Here is a 17,478-nt window from a genome sequence, read left to right on the forward strand (position 1 = left end):
CCGGCCCGTGCCGCCCTGATGTCCTCGCCGGTCTCCGGCGTCCGCCGGGCGAGACCGCCCGCGTCCCCGGGCCCCGCCTGCGCACCCGGCAGCGACAGCGACCTGGCCGCCCGGGCCTCTATCGCGGCCCGCCGCGCGGCCTCCGGGTCCGCCGGGACGAAGTCCGCTCCGGCCGCGGGCCTGCCGATGCCCCCGGTGGGCCCGGTGGGCCCGGTGGCCCCGCCGTGACCGCCGACACCGCCGGCGCCGGGCCTTCCGGGGCCGCCCGTGTCACCGGGCCCCCTCGCGCCCACGAGTGCGTCCGGTTCCCCCGCGGACAGCGCCTCCCGGGCCGCGTCCTCGTCCTCCGCCTCCCGCACCGGCACCGGGTCGTACCCGCACAGGGCCTCCTCCGCCGCACCGACCGCGAGGCCGGTCAGTATGACGCGGCCGTCGTCGCAGACCAGGACCGTGCGGGCGGTGATGTTGCGGTGCACCCAGCCGTGGGCGTGCAGGACCCGCAGCGCCATGAGGATGTCGGAGGCGACCTCGGCCGCCCGGTACGGCGTCAGCGGCTGCTCGGCCAGCAGTGCCGCGAGCGGCCGTGCGGCCACCAGTTCGCTGACGATCCACAGCGAACCGTCCTCCGCGAACACGTCGAAGACCTGGTCCAGCCGGGGATGGTCGGGGATCCGCGCCACGGCCTGCACGGCCTCGACCGCCCTGCGCACCGCCGGGTCGGTGGGACGCCGCGTCGCCGTACGGGGGAAACGGTCCTCGTCCGCCGTACGCCCGCCGCGCGCCGCGGGGCCCCGAAGGGTGCCGTCGCGTGCCGTGAAACCGTCGGGCAGCCCGTCCGCGTCGAGCACCTCGGCCTCGACCACCTCCGGCAGCGGCACCTGCCGGATCAGGACTTCCTGTCCGCTGTAGGTGTCGAAGGCCCGGGTCTCGGTGAGTTCGTACTCGTCGGACGGAGGCAGCGGCAGGCGGTAGCGGTCGGCGAGAACCCGGCCCGCATAGTCGTCCACAGTGCCTCCCCCCGGCCGCACGTCCGGTCAATTCCCTTTCCCACGCGCCCCGTTCGCGATGCTCACGGTCCGCAACCCTTCACGATACGTGCCGGAGTCGACCCGCAAGGAGGGGATGGCAGATCTCGCGCGCCGAACCCGGGAGATCGCGCGCACCGAACCCGGGAGATCGCGGGCGGGCGGCAGGACCGCCCGGCTCACGACTGCTTCGGCTGGAAGGTCTGCGTCAGCGTCCTCCAGGTCTGCTCGCGCAGGTCGCTGTCCCAGTTCGCGTCCTTCGCGGTGTACATCAGCGCGTGGCCGAGGTGGTCGTTCACCTTGAACCCGCGGTCGATGACGCGGTACTTGATCCCGTCGACGTAGGTGAACTCCCAGTCGGCGGTGGTCCAGCCGCGGTAGTTCACCGCCTCTATGCGGATCCGCTGGTACTGGGGGCGCTTCATGGCCCTTTCCTGGTCGGTCCAGTCGGCGACCGGGTCGTCCTTCGGCGTGGACGTCCAGGCGATCAGCAGCCTCTGTCCGTCGGGGCCGGTGAAGCGGTCCCCCGCGGGGTCGGTGCTCACGTACTTCCAGCCCGCGGGCAGCCCGATGGAGTAGCCCTGCGCGCTCCGGTACGTGGACGCCACGGCGGCGCCGCCGTTCCCGCCCTCCCCGGAACCGGAACCGGAAGCGGAGCCGGACCCCTCGCCGTCCGCCGTGCCGGTGCCGGACTTCGTGGCCGGGTCGCCGTCTGCGTCACTGCCGCGCGCCGCGGAGTCGTCCTTGTCTCCCTGGTCCCCGCTCGTGCCGGTGCCGCCGCCCTTGTCCTCCTTGGCCGAGACGTCCGTGGACGTCCCGGCGGTGGCGGCCGGGCGGCCGGATCCGTCCCCGGCTCCCTCGGCGCTCTTGTCGTTCCCGTTGAGCATGAACACCAGCGCGGCGCCGACCACGGCGAGCACCACGACCACCGCGATGATCATCAGCGTCCGCTTCGGCACCACATCGGTGAGCGACGCCTTGGACGGCTCCGGCCGCGACGGCAGGTCCAGATCCGGCGGCGTCATCACGGGCCATCCCGAGCCGGCCTGCCCCGCCCGCGTGCCGCCGGCCGGTTCGGAGGCGAGGGCGCTGCGCGTCCGGGGCTCCGCGGTCGCCACGGCCGTCCTGCCCGCCGGGCCGGCCGCTCCGCGCAGCCGGCCGTCCGCCTCCTTGCCGCGTCCGCCCCCGGAACCGGACGGAAGACCGGAACCCGCCGAACCGCCCGTGCTCCTGCCTCCGTCGGACTGCTCGGGCAGCGAGATGACCTTGGTGGCGTCCGCGGGGTCCGCTGCGGGGGCCTCCGGCTCGGGCGCCTCGATGACGGCCTTGAGCATGGCCCGGGCGCCGGCGTCGTCGAGGCGCTTCTCCGGGTCCTTGGTCAGCAGGCCGAGGATGACGTCCTTGAGCGGGCCGGCGTTCTTGGGCTCCTGCAGCGGCTCGGTCATCACCGCGGTCAGGGTGGCGATCGCCGAGCCCTTGTCGTACGGCGGCACGCCCTCCACCGCCGCGTACAGCAGACCGCCGAGCGACCACAGGTCGGCCGCCGGGCCGGGCTTGTGCCCGCGGGCCCGCTCCGGGGAGATGTAGGAGGGGGCACCGACCAGCATGCCGGTGGAGGTGATGGAGGGGTCGCCCTCGACCTGGGCGATGCCGAAGTCGGTGAGCACGACCCGGCCGTCGTCGGCGATGAGCACGTTGGACGGCTTCACGTCGCGATGCAGGATGCCCTGGCGGTGCGCGGACCGCAGCACGTCGAGGACCGCGAGCCCGACCTCGGCCGCCCGCCGCGGCTTCAGCAGCCCGTCCTCGCGGATGACCTCGGCGAGGGACTTGCCCTCGATGAGCTCCATGACGATCCACGGCCGGTCGTCCTCGTCGACCACGTCGAAGACGGTCACCGCGCCGTTGTCGCGGATCCGGGCGATCGCCTTGGCCTCGCGCAGCGTACGGGTGATCAGACGCCGTTTCTCGTCCTCGTCGATGTTCGACGGGAACCGCAGTTCCTTGACGGCGACCGTACGGCCCAGGGTCTCGTCCTCGGCGCGCCACACAGTGCCCATACCGCCGCGACCGAGCACGTCTCCCAGCCGGTACCGGCCGGCGAGAAGACGCTCGCTCTTGTCCTGACGAGTGTCTTGGCGGGATGTCCCCGCCCGCTCCGCCTCCGACATGCGTCCCCTCATGCAACCCGCCCTGACAGAGGCTCCATTGTCTCTCACCCGACAAGTGCTCAACGCCCAGGGGCCCCTGAGGACACCCCGGAACCGCACCCGAACAACCCCTCGCGCGCGAGGAAATGACGGGGTGTGACAGGAGGGAAGCAACGGGTGCCGACCCTTCGGGCCATTCGGCCCATAACTCGCACCGCACCGCGTGCGGAAGGACGGAGCCGTCCCGAAGTCCACCGTGACGAACATCCGGCACGCATATCCGGTACAGGCCTCCTGAACGGCCTTCGGAGGACCCACGGGCGGTCCACGGGCGGTCCACGGGCGACCTGGGGCGGCCCCCTACGACGGCACGATGTCCGGCGCTCCCAGCCGGGCCGCGTCGGCCGTCAGGTCGTCGGGCTGGAGCTGCGACTCCCGCTCGGCCTCCACCCGCTTCTCGTAGTGCTCGACCTCGCGTTCGATCTGGTCCTTGTCCCAGCCCAGGACCGGCGCCATCAGCTCGGCGGCCTCCCGGGCGCTGCGCGTGCCCCGGTCGAAGGTCTCGATGGAGATGCGGGTCCGCCGGGTCAGTACGTCGTCCAGGTGCCGTGCGCCCTCGTGGGAGGCGGCGTAGACGACCTCGGCGCGCAGATAGTCGTCGGCGGCCCGCAGAGGCGCGCCCAGCGTGGGGTTCTCGGCGATGAGGGCCAGGACCTCCCGGGCCGCCGACCCGTACCGCCTGAGCAGGTGCTCCACCCGCACCACATGGAGGCCGTGCTCGGCGGCGATGCGTGCCCGTGCGTTCCACAGGGCGGGGTAGCCCTCGGCGCCGAGCAGCGGTATCTCCTCGGTGACGCAGTCGGCGACCCGCATGTCGAGGCCGTGCACCGCCTCGTCCACGGCGTCCTTGGCCATCACCCGGTACGTCGTGTACTTGCCGCCCGCGACCACGACCAGGCCCGGCACCGGGTGGGCCACGGTGTGTTCGCGCGACAGCTTGCTGGTGGCCTCGGACTCGCCGGCCAGCAGCGGCCTGAGCCCGGCGTACACGCCCTGCACGTCGTCACGGCCGAGCGGCACCGCGAGGACCGAGTTCACATGCCGCAGCAGATAGTCGATGTCGGCGCTGGAGGCGGCCGGGTGGGCCTTGTCGAGGTCCCAGTCGGTGTCGGTGGTGCCGATGATCCAGTGCCGGCCCCAGGGGATCACGAACAGGACGGACTTCTCGGTGCGCAGGATCAGCCCGGTGGTGGAGTTGATGCGGTCCCTGGGCACGACGAGGTGGATGCCCTTGGAGGCGCGGACGTGGAACTGGCCGCGCTCGCCCACCATCGCCTGGGTGTCGTCGGTCCACACCCCGGTGGCGTTGACGACCTGCTTGGCGCGGACCTCGTACTCGCCGCCGCTCTCCACGTCCCGCACCCGGGCGCCGACGACCCGCTCGCCCTCGCGCAGGAATCCGGTGACGCGCGCACGGTTGGCGGCCTTGGCGCCGTACGACACCGCGGTGCGCACCAGGGTGGTCACGAAGCGGGCGTCGTCCACTTGGGCGTCGTAGTACTGCAGGGCGCCGACCAGGGCGTCCTTCTTCAGACAGGGGGCGACCCGCAGGGCGTGACGACGGGTCAGGTGGCGGTGCAGGGGGAGGCCCCGGCCGTGGCGGGCCAGCGACATGGCGTCGTAGAGGGCGACGCCGGAGCCGGCGTACAGGCGCTCCCAGCCCCTGTGCCGCAGCGGGTAGAGGAACGGCACCGGCCGGACCAGGTGGGGCGCGAGGCGTTCCAGCAGCAGGCCGCGCTCCTTCAGCGCCTCGCGGACGAGCGCGAAGTCGAGCATCTCCAGATAGCGCAGTCCGCCGTGTATCAGCTTGCTGGAGCGGCTCGAGGTGCCCGACGCCCAGTCGCGCGCCTCCACGATGCCGGTGGACAGACCTCGGGTGACGGCGTCCAGGGCCGTGCCCGCGCCGACCACGCCTCCACCCACGACCAGGATGTCCAGCTCCCGCTCGGCCATTCCCGCCAGTGACTCGGCGCGCTGCGCCGGCCCCAGTGTCGCTGTCCTCACCGCTGCCTCCCGCTGTCGGTCGCGCCGGCCGCACCCGTCGGTGAAGCCCGTTCCCGTCCCCCCTGCCCCTGTGATGCTCTGTGGTGCCCTGTACTGCTCCGTGCCGCTCCTTGTTGCGCTCCTTGTTGCCGTCCTGCCTCCTGCTTCTGCCCAAATTCTGACGGGATTGCCCACCTTCAGCCACCAGTCGCCCCCCAACCTGTGGACAACTCCCCCGACTCACCGAGAAACACGCTGGTCAATCCCGCAAAACGGTCATATTTACTCCTAGTCTGACATTGCGCTCGCTCGTCCTGTCCACAGGACTTGCGTCTCTGCCACGCCTCGGTTACTGGGAAGGACGGCCCACGCCATGCCCGCAGATCTCGCCGTCATCGGACTCGGTCCTCTCGGCCTGCCCCTGGCCCAGGCCGCCGTCGCCGCCGGCATTCCGACCCTGGGGTACCGCACCGGGGAGGAGTCCGGTGCGGTCAGCCCCGCCGAACTGCGCCGGATGCTCTCGGGGGGCTTCCGGCCGACCACCAACCCGGCCGAGCTCGGCCGGGTGCGCACCGTGGTGATCTGCGCGGCGACCCCGCGCGGCGCGGACGGCGGCCTCGACCTGGGCCAGGTGGAGGCCGCCGCCCATACCCTCGCCGGGCATCTGCGCCCGCACACCACCGTGATCCTGGAGTCCCCGGTGCACCCCGGGACCACGGAGGACCTCCTGCGTCCTCTGCTGGAGGAGACCTCCGGCCTCCGGGCGGGCCGTGACTTCCACCTCGCCTACTCCCCCAGTCGTGTCGACCCCGGCAACCGCGTCTTCACCCCCGCCAACACCCCCAAGGTGATCGGCGGACTGACCCCGGCCTGCACCGAGTCGGCCGCCGCGTTCTACGGGCGGCTCACCGACAAGGTGGTACGCGCGCGCGGACTGCGGGAGGCCGAGACGGTCCAGCTCCTGGAGACCAACTACCGGCACGTCAACATCGCCCTCGTCAACGAGATGGCCGTCCTCTGCCACGACCTCGGCGTCGATCTGTGGGACGTGATCCGCTGTGCGGAGACCAAGCCGTTCGGCTTCCAGGCCTTCCGCCCGGGCCCCGGCGTCGGCGGCCACGGTGTCCCCCAGGACCTGGCCGGCCCGGCGAGCCGCGGCCTGCGCATGGTGGAGCTCGCCCAGCAGGTCAACAGCCGTATGCCCGGCTATGTCGTCCAGCGTGCCGCCACGCTCCTGAACGAGCACGGCAAGTCGGCCCGGGGCGCCCGTGTCCTTCTGCTGGGCGTCACCTACAAGCCCGACCTCGCCGATCTGCAGGGCACCCCCGCCGAGGAGATCGCCGTCCGGCTGCTGGGGCTCGGCGCGTCGGTCAGCTACCACGACCCGTACGTGCCCGCCTGGAGCGTCCTGGACCGGCCCGTCCCCCGCGCGGACTCCCTGTACGAGGCGGTGGCGGACGCCGACCTGACGATCCTGCTCCAGCACCACCGCACGTACGACCTGCAGGGGCTGTCGGTCAAGGCACAGCTGCTGCTGGACACCCGGGGGGCGGCGCCCACGGGGGCGGCGCACCGGCTGTGAAGGGGCCGTACGGCCGTACGGCCCCTCTGCCACGGACCTCTCCGCCGCAGACCCCTCCGCCACGGAACACGCCCCCGCCCGGGCACACGCGCAGGGGCCCGGTCACCCGCACGGACGGACGACCGGGCCCCTGGGACGCATGCCGTGGGCTACCGCTTGTGCTGCGCGTCCCCCACCGTGACCTCGACCCGCTGGAACTCCTTCAGCTCGCTGTAGCCGGTGGTGGCCATCGCCCGCCGCAGCGCACCGAAGAAGTTCATGGAGCCGTCGGGGGTGTGCGAGGGCCCCGTGAGGATCTCCTCGATCGTGCCGACCGTGCCCAGGTCGACCTTCTTGCCGCGCGGCAGCTCCGCGTTGACGGCCTCCATGCCCCAGTGGTGGCCCTTGCCGGGCGCGTCCGTGGCACGGGCCAGCGGGGAGCCCATCATCACGGCGTCCGCGCCGCAGGCGATCGCCTTGGGCAGGTCGCCGGACCAGCCGACGCCGCCGTCCGCGATCACGTGCACGTACCGGCCGCCGGACTCGTCCATGTAGTCGCGGCGGGCGGCGGCCACATCGGCGACCGCCGTGGCCATCGGGACCTGGATGCCCAGCACATTGCGCGTGGTGTGCGCGGCGCCGCCGCCGAAGCCGACCAGGACACCGGCCGCGCCGGTGCGCATCAGATGCAGGGCCGCGGTGTAGCTGGCGCAGCCGCCGACGATCACCGGGACGTCGAGCTCGTAGATGAACTGCTTCAGGTTCAGCGGCTCGTGCGAGGAGGAGACGTGCTCGGCCGAGACCGTCGTGCCGCGGATGACGAAAATGTCCACGCCCGCGTCGACGACGGCCTTGGAGAACTGGGCCGTGCGCTGCGGGGAGAGCGCGGCGGCGGTGACCACCCCGGCGTCGCGCACCTCCTTGATGCGCTCGCCGATCAGCTCCTCCTTGATGGGAGCGGAGTAGATCTCCTGCAGCCGGCGGGTGGCGGACTCGGCGGGCAGCTCGGCGATCTCGTCGAGCAGCGGCTGCGGGTCCTCGTAGCGCGTCCACAGACCCTCGAGGTTGAGCACGCCCAGGCCGCCCAGCTCACCGATGCGGATGGCGGTGGCCGGGGAGACGACCGAGTCCATGGGGGCGGCCAGGAAGGGCAGCTCGAAACGGTAGGCGTCGATCTGCCAGGCGATCGAGACCTCCTCCGGGTCCCGCGTGCGGCGGCTGGGGACGATCGCGATGTCGTCGAAGGCGTACGCCCTGCGGCCGCGCTTGCCGCGCCCGATCTCGATCTCAGTCACGTTGGTGGCCTTTCCCTGATGCGTTGCGGCGTCTTCCAGTATCGCCGACCCATGGCGAGGGCGGCCCCGGAGCAACCGGAGCCGCCCTCGACCGGACGCCGGACGTGCTTCACACGTGCGCGGGCGTCACTGCTTGCTGCTGTAGTTCGGCGCCTCGACCGTCATCTGGATGTCGTGCGGGTGGGACTCCTTCAGCCCCGCCGAGGTGATCCGCACGAAGCGGCCCTTCGCCTGCAGCTCGGGGATGGTCCTGCCGCCGACGTAGAACATCGACTGGCGCAGACCGCCGACCAGCTGGTGGACGACCGAGGCCAGCGGGCCGCGGTAGGGCACCTGGCCCTCGATGCCCTCGGGGATCAGCTGCTCGTCGGAGGCGACGCCCTCCTGGAAGTAGCGGTCCTTGGAGAACGACTTGCGGTCGCCGCGGGACCGCATGGCGCCGAGCGAGCCCATGCCGCGGTAGGACTTGTACTGCTTGCCGTTGATGAACTGCAGCTCGCCCGGGGACTCCTCGCAGCCGGCCAGCAGCGAGCCCAGCATCACCGTGTCGGCGCCGGCGACCAGGGCCTTGGCGATGTCGCCGGAGTACTGCAGACCGCCGTCGCCGATGACCGGGACGCCGGCCTCCTTGGCGGCCAGCGAGGCCTCGTAGATGGCGGTGACCTGCGGGACGCCGACGCCGGCGACCACGCGGGTGGTGCAGATGGAGCCGGGGCCGACACCCACCTTGATGCCGTCGGCACCCGCGTCGACCAGGGCCTGGGCGCCCTCGCGGGTGGCCACGTTGCCGCCGATGACGTCGATGCCGGACGAGTTCGACTTGATCTTGGCGACCATCTCGCCGACCAGCCGGGAGTGGCCGTGAGCGGTGTCCACGACGATGAGGTCGACGCCCGCCTCGATCAGGGCCTGGGCCCGTTCGAAGGCGTCCCCGGTCACACCGACCGCCGCACCGACCAGCAGCCGCCCCTTGGCGTCCTTGGCGGCGTTCGGGTACTGCTCGGCCTTGACGAAGTCCTTGACGGTGATCAGGCCCTTGAGGACGCCCTCGTCGTCGACCAGCGGCAGCTTCTCGATCTTGTGCCGGCGCAGCAGCTCCATGGCCTCCGCGCGGGAGATGCCCACCGTGCCGGTGACCAGCGGCATCGGTGTCATGACCTCGCTGACCCGGCGCGAGCGGTCGGGCTCGAAGGCCATGTCCCGGTTGGTGACGATGCCCACCAGCTTGCCGGAGGGGTCCGTGACGGGGACGCCGCTGATGCGGAACTTGGCGCACAGCGCGTCGGCCTCGGCGAGCGTGGCCTCCGGGTGGATGGTGATGGGGTTGGCCACCATGCCGGACTCGGAGCGCTTGACCAGGTCGACCTGGTTGACCTGCTCCTCGATGGACAGGTTGCGGTGCAGCACCCCGATGCCGCCCTGACGGGCCATCGCGATCGCCATGCGCGACTCGGTCACCTTGTCCATGGCCGCGGACAGCAGCGGGATGTTGAGCCGCACGTTCTTGGAGACGTACGAGGTGGTGTCGATCTCGTCGGGCGCCATGTCCGACGGGCCCGGCAGCAGCAGCACGTCGTCGTAGGTCAACCCGAGTGTCGCGAATTTCTCGGGCACTCCGTCGACGTTGGCAGTCATGACACCTTCCCCATATGGCCTTGATCGGTGCGGATGTCCATGCTAACGGGAAGCACGGCTGTCTCATTCCACGGTTCCGGACCGCTTCGGTCCTTGTGCGTTCGTACGGATTTCGTACGGATGCGTACGCGGGTGTGGACGCGGATGTGGACGCGGATGTGGACGCGGATGTGGACGCGGATGTGTACGGAACCGCCGCACCGCCGGTTCGGCCACCGGGGCGGCCAGGTGGGTGCCGTGCGGACCGGGCCGGCTCCGACGCGCGATGCCCTCGCAACCTGCGGCACGGTCCACACGGCACCCACCTACTGTCCGGCGAGGGCGCGCAGACGGCTCAGCGCACGGTGCTGGGCCACCCGGACCGCGCCCGGCGACATGCCCAGCATCTGCCCTGTCTCCTCCGCCGTCAGCCCCACCGCGATCCGCAGAAGCAGCAGCTCACGCTGGTGCTCCGGCAGGTTGGCCAGCAGTTTCTTGGCCCACTCGGCGTCGCTGCTGAGCAGGGCGCGCTCCTCGGGTCCCAGGGAGTCGTCCGCGCGTTCGGGCATCTCGTCCGAGGGCACGGCCGTGGAGCCCGGGTGCCGCATGGCGGCGCGCTGCAGATCGGCGACCTTGTGGGCGGCGATGGCGAAGACGAACGCCTCGAAAGGGCGACCGGTGTCCTTGTAGCGCGGCAGGGCGAGCAGGACGGCGACGCAGACCTCCTGGGCGAGGTCCTCCACGAAGTGACGTGCGTCGCCCGGGAGCCGGGACAGCCGGGTACGGCAGTAACGCAGCGCGAGCGGATGGACCCGGGCGAGCAGGTCGTGAGTGGCCTGCTCGTCACCGTCGACGGCGCGGTGGACGAGTGCGCCGATCGCCCCCTGGGCACGTGCCGCCTGGTCGTCGCGCATCGGTCCATGGTGCCTTGGCGTCGTCCGATCCGTGGCACCGCCCCGGTGGTTGTGCACCGAAGCGTTATGAGCAGGTGCGCCGAAGCTCATCCCCTGCGCCCTCCCCTTCCGCTCGACCGACTCGTCCGCGAGAACTCCACACCTCAAGCATGCGTCATCCCCGCCGGAACGAGCAGCGGGCACCGGCGGGCCGCTTTGCCACAGGTGGCGCGGATGAGGTAATGGGCCGCGCACGCACCTCGACGGGTGCCATCGATTGTCACCGGTGCCGTGCCGCGCCGTGTCACCCCCCGCCGCACGGCGCGTACGGTCCCCTGCCGCGCCCGCCGGTACCACGCCGGCCGGCGGCCTCGTCGGCAGCGTTCGCCACCCGCCCGGGCGGACGGGTCGTGGACGCGCGTGCCCGGCGGGCGCCAGTGCCGTACGGCGGCCGATGGCCGACGGCACCGGTCGGCGTCGTACGCGGGATGCGGCCACCCGCTTCCCGCCGGCAGCGTCCCTCGCGGCGCCGCAGCGCACGGCGCACCGTCGTACGACCGACGCTCCCCCACGCCGCTGTCGTGCGTGGGGGTGCCGTCGCGTCTCCCGCCGGTCCTGGACGGCCGGTCTCCGCCGCCGTCGGGCGGCCCGGTGCGCCGGGCCGGATCCGGGTCTGTCCCCGGATCCGCACGGAACCTGACGGAACCTAGCGGACCAGGCCCCACCGGAAGCCCAGAGCCACCGCGTGTGCGCGGTCCGAGGCGCCGAGCTTCTTGAACAGGCGGCGGGCGTGGGTCTTGACCGTGTCCTCGGAGAGGAACAGCTCACGGCCGATCTCCGCGTTCGAGCGGCCGTGGCTCATGCCCTCCAGGACCTGGATCTCACGCGCGGTGAGGGTGGGCGCGGCGCCCATCTCGGCCGAGCGCAGCCGGCGCGGGGCGAGCCGCCAGGTGGGGTCGGCGAGTGCCTGCGTCACCGTGGCCCGGAGCTCCGCGCGGGAAGCGTCCTTGTGCAGATAGCCACGGGCGCCGGCGGCCACGGCGAGCGCCACACCGTCGAGGTCCTCGGCGACGGTGAGCATGATGATGCGCGCGCCGGGGTCCGCCGACAGCAGGCGCCGAACCGTCTCGACGCCGCCCAGTCCGGGCATGCGCACGTCCATGAGGATGAGATCGGAGCGGTCGGCGCCCCAGCGGCGGAGCACTTCCTCGCCGTTGGCCGCCGTCGTCACGCGCTCGACGCCGGGCACGGTCGCCACCGCGCGGCGCAGCGCTTCTCGGGCAAGCGGGGAGTCGTCGCAGACGAGGACGGAAGTCATGGCCGTCCTCCGCAGCTGATGCGCGTCACCTTGAGCCTCCAGGCTGGTACGAAATCGTCACCTGTGCGGTCGACCGTCTCGGACGCCCGCCCGAGCACTTGTGCTTTCAACCGCCTCCGCACTCTCAACGACGGTCACTCGAAAGGGTTACGGGCTGTACGCCGTCTTCGGCACTCTACGTGAGGGAGCGGACACAGCGCAGACATGAACGTCGGACCCTCAACTTTTCATCACAAGGTATGCCCCATTTAGCCCCTTTTCTTCCCGTTTACCGGTGTCTAGGGCTAGATTCTCAATGAGTCATATTTTCATCTCCTTAGACCGGAGATGTACGGTCGTTGGCACCGTATCCGCCACGAACGGCTACAAGGGGTCACGCAATGGCAGATTTCTCCCGCCTTCCCGGACCGAACGCGGACCTGTGGGATTGGCAGCTGCTGGCTGCCTGCCGTGGAGTGGACAGCTCGCTCTTCTTCCATCCCGAGGGCGAGCGCGGGGCGGCTCGGAGCGCTCGAGAGAACTCGGCCAAGGAGGTCTGCATGAGGTGCCCGGTCCGCGCGGAATGCGCGGCACACGCCCTGGCGGTGCGCGAGCCGTACGGCGTGTGGGGCGGCCTGACCGAGGACGAGCGCGAGGAACTCATGGGGCGGGCGCGGAACAACCGGGCGATGTCGACGTCGTCCAGCAGCGGGAGCACCGCCCAGGACAACTGAAGGAACGTTTCTTCTCCCTCGGTCCGGCGGAGTACGAGCACGGATCACACGGCCGTGAACAGCCGCACAGCAGGGACGACAGGACACGTACACATCACACGATCAGCTGCGGGGCACGCGTGTACGCGTGCCCTTGTGCCGCCCGCCGCTTCCCCTTGTGCGGCTCCCCTTGTGCGGCTCCCGGTCCTCGTCTCCCGGCTCTTCCCCGGCTTCTCCGGCTCTCCCGGCCCTTTACTCCTACTCCGCCCCCGGGCTTTTTCTCATCCTTTGCCCGTTCTTTGCCGCTGCCGCCGTTTACCGGGCGCCCGCCCGCACCAGTTCCTCCAGCGTCGCCGCCACCGCCGGGACCTGTGCCAGGTCGGGCAGGGTGAGGGCGACGACCTCCCGCCGCACCGCCGGTTCCAGCACCACGGTCCGTACCCCCCTGGGGCGTACGGACTCGATCGCGAGCTGGGGCAGGACCGCGACCCCGAGCCCCGCCCCCACCAGGCCGACCACCGCCGGGTAGTCGTCGGTCGCGAAGTCGATGCGGGGGGTGAAGCCGGCGCTCTGGCACACCCGCACCAGCTGGCCGCGGCAGCGCGGGCAGCCCGCGATCCACGGCTCGTCCGCGAGCTCCCCGATGGCGACGGCCCGCGCACGGGCCAGCCGGTGCCCCTCGGGCACCAGCCCCACGAGCCGGTCGGTCAGCAGCGGCCGTACGACCAGGTCGTCCCACTCCTCGGCGCCCGTCGCGTCCTCGTAGCGGAAGGCGAGCGCCACGTCGCAGTCGCCCTCGCGCAGCAGTTCGACGGACCGCGGCGGCTCGGCCTCCTCCAGGGACACGCGCGTGCCCGGGTGCGCGGCGCGCAGCGCGGCGAGCGCGGGCGGCACGAGGGTGGAGCTGCCACTGGGGAAGGAGATGAGCCGTACCCGCCCGGCCCGCAGCCCGGCGATCGCGGCGACCTCCTCCTCGGCCGCGGTGAGCCCGGCGAGAATGGGGCCCGCGTGCCGTACGAGCGCCTCACCGGCCTGGGTCAGACGCATCCCGCGGCTGGTGCGGACCAGCAGCGGGGTGCCGACGGACGCCTCCAGGGCCTTCATCTGCTGGCTGACGGCGGGCTGGGTGCATCCCAGCTCGCGCCCCGCCGCCGAGAAGGAGCCGGTGGCGGCCACGGCGCGCAGTACACGGAGATGACGGGCCTCGAGCACACCGTCGAGCATAAGTGAATCTTTGGGTGCCCATGGAATAACGCATCGACACTTTTATGCCCATCTCCTACCGTGCCTCCATGAAACTTCTGTCAGTGAATCTGGGCCGTCCGCAGGCCGTGCCGTACACCGACCAGCCCGAGGGCGTGACCGGCATCGACAAGCGGCCGGTGGACGGACCGGTACGGGTCGCGGCGCCCGGGCCGAAGGGCGTCGGCGCGAGCGGGCTGGCCGGGGACGCGGTGTGCGACACACGGCACCACGGCGGCGACGACCAGGCGGTGTACGCGATGGCGCGCGAGGACCTCGACGACTGGGAACGCGAGCTGGGCCGGACGCTGCCCAACGGCGTGTTCGGCGAGAACCTCACCACGCGGGGCCTGGACGTCTCCGGCGCGCTGATCGGCGAGCGCTGGCGGGTCGGCCCCTCGGTGCTCCTCGAGGTCACGTCCGGGCGGATTCCCTGCCGTACCTTCCAGGGCCATATGGGTGAGCGGGGCTGGGTGAAGCGGTTCACGCTCAAGGGTGCGCCGGGCGCGTATCTGCGGGTGCTGGAGCCGGGCGAGATCCAGGCGGGCGACCCCATCGAGATCGTGCACCGTCCGGACCACGACGTGACCGTGGCCCTGGAGTTCCGGGCCATGACGACCGAGCGCTCGCTGCTGCCCCGGCTGCTCGCGGCCGGTACGGCACTGCACCCGGAGTCACTGGCGGCGGCCCGGACCTATGCGGAGAAGTACGGGGAGCACGGGAAGTGCGCCTCGGGCACGGCCGTGTGACCGGACATCAGGTGCCGGTGGCGCGCGGACGGGGCCGCCGGCCGGGCGCCACACGGCTCCCAGGGGGAGAAACCGGGTGCCGGGTCGGGGTCGGGTCGGGGCCGGGTCAGGGGCGGTTCGGGGAGGTTCCCCGATGTCCCGTGAGCCGTGTTCCGCGACGCTGCGGGCATGGTTCGTCACACGTCGCGCGGCGCGGCGACGGGCGGAGGAAACCCGCCCGGGGTCCCGCGCCGCGCAGTGCGCTGGAAACGCCTTGTCGTCGTGCTGGGTTCGCTGGTCGTCGCGGTCGCCCTGGCCGTCGGCGCGCTGCTCGCCCGGCTGTGGACCGACGCGAAGGTGAGCACGGTCGGCAGGGCTCCCTTCGACCGTGCGCTGGCGATACCGCCCCTGGCCGAGTCGACTGTCGAGAAGGACGGCACACGGGTCTTCACCCTGCGCATGCAGCAGGGCCGGACGGAGTTCCGGGACGGGGTCACGACACCGACCTGGGGGTTCAACGGCTCCTGTCTCGGCCCCACCCTGCGGGCGAAGCGCGGTGAGAAGGTGCGGGTGCGGGTCAGCAACGGTCTGGACGAGGCCTCGACCGTGCACTGGCACGGCATGCATCTGCCGGCCCGTATGGACGGCGGACCGCACCAGATGGTCGCCCCGGGAGCCACCTGGGTCCCGCACTGGACGGTGGACCAGCCCGCGGCGACGCTCTGGTACCACCCGCATCCGCACGGCAGGACCGAGGACCACGTCCGGCGGGGCCTTGCGGGACTGTTCCTGCTGGACGACGAGACATCGGCGCGCCTGCCCCTGCCGAAGCGGTACGGCGTCGACGATCTTCCGGTCATCGTGCAGGACGTCCGGTTCGACGGCCCGCGGCTGGCCGGTGACCGGGGACTGATGCAGAACGTGGGCTTCCTGGGCGACCGGACCATGGTCAACGGCACCCTGCGCCCCTATCGGCGGGTCCACGACGAGCTGATACGGCTGCGGCTGCTGAACGCGTCGACCTCCCGCACCTACGCCTTCGGGTTCTCCGACGGCCGCGGCTTCTCACTGATCGGCACGGACGGCGGTCTGCTGGAGCGGCCCGCGGTCATGGACCGGGTGCAGCTGTCGCCGGGCGAGCGCGCCGAGATCGTCGTGCGGATGACGGCGGGTGAGCGGGTGATGCTCCGCAGCTTCCCGCAGAAGAACTACGGGGACAGGTGGCAGAAGCGGTTCAACGGGGGCGACGACTCCTTCGACGTCCTCCAGCTGCGGGCGGACGAGCGGCTTCGCCCGTCTCCGGACCTTCCCGCCACGCTCGTGGCCTCGGAGCTGCCCGACGCCGAAGACGCCGTACGCGGACGGCACTTCGACTTGAAGCGGTCCGGGATCAACGACCGGCCGATGAGGATGGAGCGCGTCGACGAGGTCGTCGCACGCGGCACCACAGAGGTGTGGACGGTGCGCAACACCAACGGCATGCCGCACAACTTCCATGTGCACGACGTGCAGTTCCGTGTCGTGGAGGTGAACGGGAAGACACCGCCGCCGGCCCTGCGCGGACCGAAGGACACGGTGTTCGTGCCGCACGGAGTGACGATGAAGCTGGCGCTGCGCTTCACGGGACCGGCGGATCCGGACACGCCGTACATGTACCACTGTCACATGCTGTATCACGAAGACCAGGGAATGATGGGCCAGTTCGTGGTGGTCGAGAAGGGACAGCGGGCCGGGACTCCTCGAGGCCACACGGGTCACTGACCCGGGAAGGGGACAACGCGGCACTGAACGGTTCGTTCCACTTCCTGTAACTACTCTTGGGCCATGACCACGGCTCTGATTACGGGATCGACCGCAGGCATCGGTGCCGCGTTCGCACGGCGACTGGCGGCGGACGGGCACAACCTCGTCCTGGTGGCGCGCGACACCAGGCGTCTGACGGAGCAGGCGACCGAACTGCACGACCGGCACAGCATCGAGGCGGAGGTGCTGACGGCCGACCTGGCGACGGACGACGGCATCGACGCGGTCGCCGCCCGGCTGTACAACCGCACGAATCCCGTGGATCTGCTGATCAACAACGCGGGCTTCGGCAACAAGGGCCGTTACCTCGACGTCCCCGTGAGCGACGAGCTCAGGATGCTCAAGGTGCACATCGAGGCGGTGCTGCGGCTGACGTCGGCGGCGACGGCGACGATGCGCGAGCGCGGCCGGGGCGCGGTGGTGAACGTGGCCTCGGTGGCGGCCTTCGTGCCGCGCGGCACCTACGGGGCGTCCAAGGCGTGGGTGGTGCAGTTCACCCAGGGCGTGGCGCACGACCTGGCCGGCAGCGGCGTACGGCTGATGGCGCTGTGCCCCGGCTTCGTCCGCACCGAGTTCCACCAGCGGGCCGGCATGAGCACGGACAACATCCCGAACTGGATGTGGCTGGACGCGGACAAGGTGGTCGCGACGGCGCTGGCGGACCTGGAGCGCGGCAAGACCCTGTCCATTCCGGACCCCCGCTACAAGACGCTGATGGGCCTGGCGAAGCTGACGCCCCACAGCCTGCTGGGCGGCATCACCTCGAAGACGGGCCGCAAGTACGGCCCACGCTGACCCACGCTCTCCGGTTGTGTTCCGTCATGCCGGTCCGGGCCCTCGGCCCCCAAAGACGCATGGCGCGTCCCCGAAGACGTCCAGCGCATCCCAAGCCGTGGCAGTGTGCCGACCGCGAACGGCACACGGGCATGAACAGAAAAAAGAAGTAGCAGAAAGCACAACGGCTTCCCGCCATCCCTCGTCGGCGGGCTCACGGCTCCTCCACAGCCGGCCCCGGTTGTCGGAGAGGCCGACTAGGATTCCTGGGCCGTCACCAGAGGGGCCACGCCGCCGCTCGGTCGTCTTCCCCTGTTCCTTGCGGCCCGTATGGGAGGTG

General features: G+C 71.5%; 13 protein-coding genes. 5 read left to right on the forward strand and 8 right to left on the reverse strand.

Annotated elements, in window-relative coordinates; all coding sequences use genetic code 11:
* From ABD224_RS23170 to ABD224_RS23180, 3 genes are all read right to left on the reverse strand, one after another.
* A partial coding sequence (locus tag ABD224_RS23170; RefSeq protein ID WP_344052997.1) for a protein kinase occupies positions 1-1,007 on the reverse strand: 1,007 nt, incomplete at its 3' end.
* Between the two features lie 197 nt (positions 1,008-1,204).
* Positions 1,205-3,196, reverse strand: coding sequence for a serine/threonine-protein kinase (locus ABD224_RS23175; RefSeq protein WP_344052999.1), 1,992 nt, complete (start codon positions 3,194-3,196; stop codon positions 1,205-1,207).
* Between the two features lie 339 nt (positions 3,197-3,535).
* Positions 3,536-5,239 (reverse strand): glycerol-3-phosphate dehydrogenase/oxidase, encoded by a 1,704-nt coding sequence (locus ABD224_RS23180; RefSeq protein ID WP_344053001.1) that lies wholly within the window; start codon positions 5,237-5,239, stop codon positions 3,536-3,538.
* A gap of 352 nt (positions 5,240-5,591) precedes the next feature.
* Here ABD224_RS23180 and ABD224_RS23185 point away from each other — a divergent pair, with 352 nt between their 5' ends.
* Entirely contained in the window at positions 5,592-6,800 is a 1,209-nt protein-coding gene (locus tag ABD224_RS23185; RefSeq protein ID WP_344053003.1) for a nucleotide sugar dehydrogenase, read from the forward strand.
* 149 nt (positions 6,801-6,949) lie between these two features.
* Here ABD224_RS23185 and ABD224_RS23190 read toward each other — a convergent pair whose 3' ends face one another.
* The 4 genes from ABD224_RS23190 to ABD224_RS23205 form a co-directional block, all read right to left on the reverse strand.
* Positions 6,950-8,074: a GuaB3 family IMP dehydrogenase-related protein gene (locus ABD224_RS23190; protein WP_344053005.1), complete on the reverse strand. Its 1,125-nt coding sequence runs from the start codon at positions 8,072-8,074 to the stop codon at positions 6,950-6,952.
* Positions 8,075-8,200: 126 nt separating this feature from the next.
* Positions 8,201-9,709 (reverse strand): IMP dehydrogenase, encoded by a 1,509-nt coding sequence (gene guaB / locus ABD224_RS23195; RefSeq protein WP_344053007.1) that lies wholly within the window; start codon positions 9,707-9,709, stop codon positions 8,201-8,203.
* 305 nt (positions 9,710-10,014) lie between these two features.
* On the reverse strand, positions 10,015-10,602 hold the full coding sequence (locus tag ABD224_RS23200) for a sigma-70 family RNA polymerase sigma factor (protein WP_344053009.1): 588 nt from the start codon (positions 10,600-10,602) through the stop codon (positions 10,015-10,017).
* A gap of 685 nt (positions 10,603-11,287) precedes the next feature.
* Positions 11,288-11,899, reverse strand: coding sequence for a response regulator transcription factor (locus tag ABD224_RS23205; protein ID WP_003948568.1), 612 nt, complete (start codon positions 11,897-11,899; stop codon positions 11,288-11,290).
* Between the two features lie 380 nt (positions 11,900-12,279).
* Here ABD224_RS23205 and ABD224_RS23210 point away from each other — a divergent pair, with 380 nt between their 5' ends.
* Complete coding sequence (locus tag ABD224_RS23210; RefSeq protein WP_344053011.1) at positions 12,280-12,612, forward strand: WhiB family transcriptional regulator; 333 nt, start codon at positions 12,280-12,282, stop codon at positions 12,610-12,612.
* 294 nt (positions 12,613-12,906) lie between these two features.
* Here ABD224_RS23210 and ABD224_RS23215 read toward each other — a convergent pair whose 3' ends face one another.
* The gene (locus ABD224_RS23215; protein ID WP_344053056.1) at positions 12,907-13,803 is read right to left on the reverse strand and encodes a LysR family transcriptional regulator; all 897 of its coding nucleotides are present in this window, start codon (positions 13,801-13,803) and stop codon (positions 12,907-12,909) included.
* Between the two features lie 80 nt (positions 13,804-13,883).
* On the opposite strand from ABD224_RS23215, the gene ABD224_RS23220 reads away from it, so the two are divergent.
* From ABD224_RS23220 to ABD224_RS23230, 3 genes are all read left to right on the forward strand, one after another.
* On the forward strand, positions 13,884-14,582 hold the full coding sequence (locus ABD224_RS23220) for an MOSC domain-containing protein (RefSeq protein ID WP_344053013.1): 699 nt from the start codon (positions 13,884-13,886) through the stop codon (positions 14,580-14,582).
* A 168-nt stretch (positions 14,583-14,750) separates the two neighbouring features.
* Positions 14,751-16,322 carry a multicopper oxidase family protein gene (locus ABD224_RS23225; protein WP_344053015.1) on the forward strand — a complete coding sequence of 524 codons (1,572 nt, stop codon included), beginning with the start codon at positions 14,751-14,753 and terminating at the stop codon, positions 16,320-16,322.
* 63 nt (positions 16,323-16,385) lie between these two features.
* Positions 16,386-17,159: an SDR family NAD(P)-dependent oxidoreductase gene (locus ABD224_RS23230; RefSeq protein WP_344053017.1), complete on the forward strand. Its 774-nt coding sequence runs from the start codon at positions 16,386-16,388 to the stop codon at positions 17,157-17,159.
* The last annotated feature ends 319 nt before the right edge of the window (positions 17,160-17,478 follow it).

The organism is Streptomyces thermoalcalitolerans (assembly GCF_039525155.1).
GTDB lineage: Bacteria > Actinomycetota > Actinomycetes > Streptomycetales > Streptomycetaceae > Streptomyces > Streptomyces thermovulgaris.